Source organism: Micromonospora sp. NBS 11-29 (genome assembly GCF_002140155.1).
GTDB lineage: Bacteria > Actinomycetota > Actinomycetes > Mycobacteriales > Micromonosporaceae > Micromonospora.
Genome location: NZ_NAPR01000030.1, coordinates 350 through 2,855, shown reverse-complemented (window position 1 = coordinate 2,855; position 2,506 = coordinate 350). Strand labels below are relative to the sequence as shown.

General features: G+C 76.1%; 1 pseudogene. It reads left to right on the top strand.

The window, feature by feature from the left end:
* Positions 1 to 2,506: pseudogene (locus tag B1205_RS32560) on the top strand (type I polyketide synthase); the annotation flags it as partial.

The following is a 2,506-nucleotide window of genomic DNA, read 5'->3' as shown; positions in this document are numbered from 1 at the left end:
CGGCCGGCGCCGGCGCGGAGCACCTGGTGCTGACCAGCCGGCGTGGCGGGGACGCACCCGGCGCGGAAGAGCTGGCCGAGCGGCTGCGGGCCAGCGGTGTGCGGGTGACGGTGGCGGCGTGTGACGTGACGGACCGGGCTGCGCTGGCCGGGTTGCTCGACGGGTTGGCCGGGCAGGGCGACCCGGTCCGGGCCGTCGTGCACGCCGCCGGTGCGCCGCAGTTCACCCCGCTCGCCGATGTCACCGCCGACGAACTGCGTGACGTGCTGCGGGCCAAGGTTGACGGGGCGGCGCACCTGGACGCGTTGCTGCCCGACGGGTTGGACGCGTTCGTGGTGTTCTCGTCCATCGCGGGGGTGTGGGGCTCCGCCGGTCAGGCCGGCTACGCCGCCGCGAACGCGTACGCCGACGGGCTGGTGGCCCGTCGCCGCGCCCGTGGGGCCGGCGGCACGGCCGTGGCCTGGGGGCCGTGGGCCGGCGGCGGCATGGCCGCCGGGGGTGAGGCGCAGGAGGCGCTGGCCCGGCGCGGGCTGCCCGCCATGGACCCCCGGCTGGCGATCACCGCCCTGCACGGCGCGCTCGACCGGGACGACACCACGGTGCTCGTCGCCGACGTCGCCTGGGACCGGTTCGCCGCCACGTTCACCGCGCTGCGGCCCAGCCCGCTGCTGGACGAACTCGCCGAGGCCCGCCCCGCCCCGATCGCACCGACCGGCGACGGGCTCGCCCGGCGGCTCGCCGCGCTCACCCCCGCCGAACGGGACACCCACCTGCTCGACCTGGTCCGCGCCCAGGCCGCGGCGGTCCTCGGCCACCCGACGGCCGACGCGGTGGCGGCGGACCGGGCGTTCCACCAGCAGGGCTTCGACTCGCTGACCGCCGTCGAACTGCGTAACCGGCTCACCGCCGAGACCGGACTGACGCTGCCCAGCACGCTCGTCTTCGACCAGCCGACCCCGGCCGCCCTCGCCGCGTACCTGTCGGCCACGCTCACCGGCGAGCCGGCGGTCGCGGACGGCCCGGCCACCGGCGTGGCCGTCGACGGCGACCCGATCGTCGTCGTCGGCATGGCGTGCCGCCTCCCCGGCGGGGTGACCAGCCCGGACGAGCTGTGGGAGCTGCTCGCCGAGGGCCGCGACGGCGTCTCCGACTTCCCCCTCGACCGGGGCTGGGACCGGTTCCTCGCCGGCCGCCTCTCCGACACCTCGTTCCCCCGGCAGGGCGGGTTCGTCTACGACGCCGGGGCGTTCGACGCCGACTTCTTCGGCATCTCCCCGCGCGAGGCCCTGGCCATGGACCCGCAGCAACGGCTGCTGCTGGAGGTCTCGTGGGAAGCGGTCGAAACCGCCGGCATCGACCCGGCCCGGCTGCGCGGGGAACGCGTCGGCGTCTTCACCGGCGCCAGCTTCCAGGGGTACGCCTCGACGGCGATGGGCCGCGACCAGGAGGTCGGCGGGCACCTGCTCACCGGCACCGCCACCAGCGTGCTCTCCGGCCGGGTGGCGTACACGCTCGGCTTCGAGGGGCCGGCGGTGACCGTCGACTCGGCCTGCTCGTCGTCGCTGGTGGCGCTGCACCTGGCCGCCCAGTCGCTGCGCAGCGGAGAGTGCACGCTGGCGCTGGCCGGCGGTGTGACCGTGATGGCCTCACCGGCCACCTTCGTCGAGTTCTCCCGCCAGGGCGGCCTCGCCCCGGACGGGCGGTGCCGGTCGTTCGCCGACGGTGCCGACGGCACCGGCTGGGGTGAGGGCGTCGGGGTGCTGCTGGTGCAGCGTCTCTCCGACGCCCGCCGTGACGGTCGGCGGATCCTCGCCGTGCTGCGCGGCTCGGCCGTCAACTCCGACGGGGCCTCGAACGGCCTCACCGCACCGAACGGCCCGGCCCAGCAGCGGGTCATCCGGGCCGCCCTCGCGTCGGCGGGACTCACCACCACCGACGTGGACGTGGTGGAGGCGCACGGCACCGGCACCGCGCTCGGCGACCCGATCGAGGCGCAGGCGCTGCTGGCCACGTACGGGCAGGGGCGGGACGGGCACGAGCCGCTGCTGCTCGGCTCGATCAAGTCGAACATCGGCCACATCCAGGCGGCGGCCGGCGCCGCCGGTGTCATCAAGGCGGTGCTCGCCCTGCGGCACGGTCTCGTCCCGGCCACCNNGGCCGGCGGTGGATCGGCCCCGGCGGGCGGCGGTGTCGTCGTTCGGGATCTCCGGGACCAACGCGCATGTCATCTTGGAGGCGCCGGAGGTCGAGCCGGCTCCGGAGTCGGCGCCGGTGGTGTTGTCGTCGGTGCCGTGGTTGGTGTCGGCGCGGTCGGTGGAGGCGCTGGCTGGGCAGGCGTCGCGGCTGGCGGATCATCTGCGGGTGCGGTCGGACGTGTCGCCGGCCGATGTGGGTTGGTCGTTGGCGACGGCTCGTGCCGCGTTGGAGCACCGCGCGGTGGTGGTGGGCGCGGATCGTGATGTGTTGCTCACGGGTCTATCGGCGCTTGCCGGGGGCGAATCGGCGC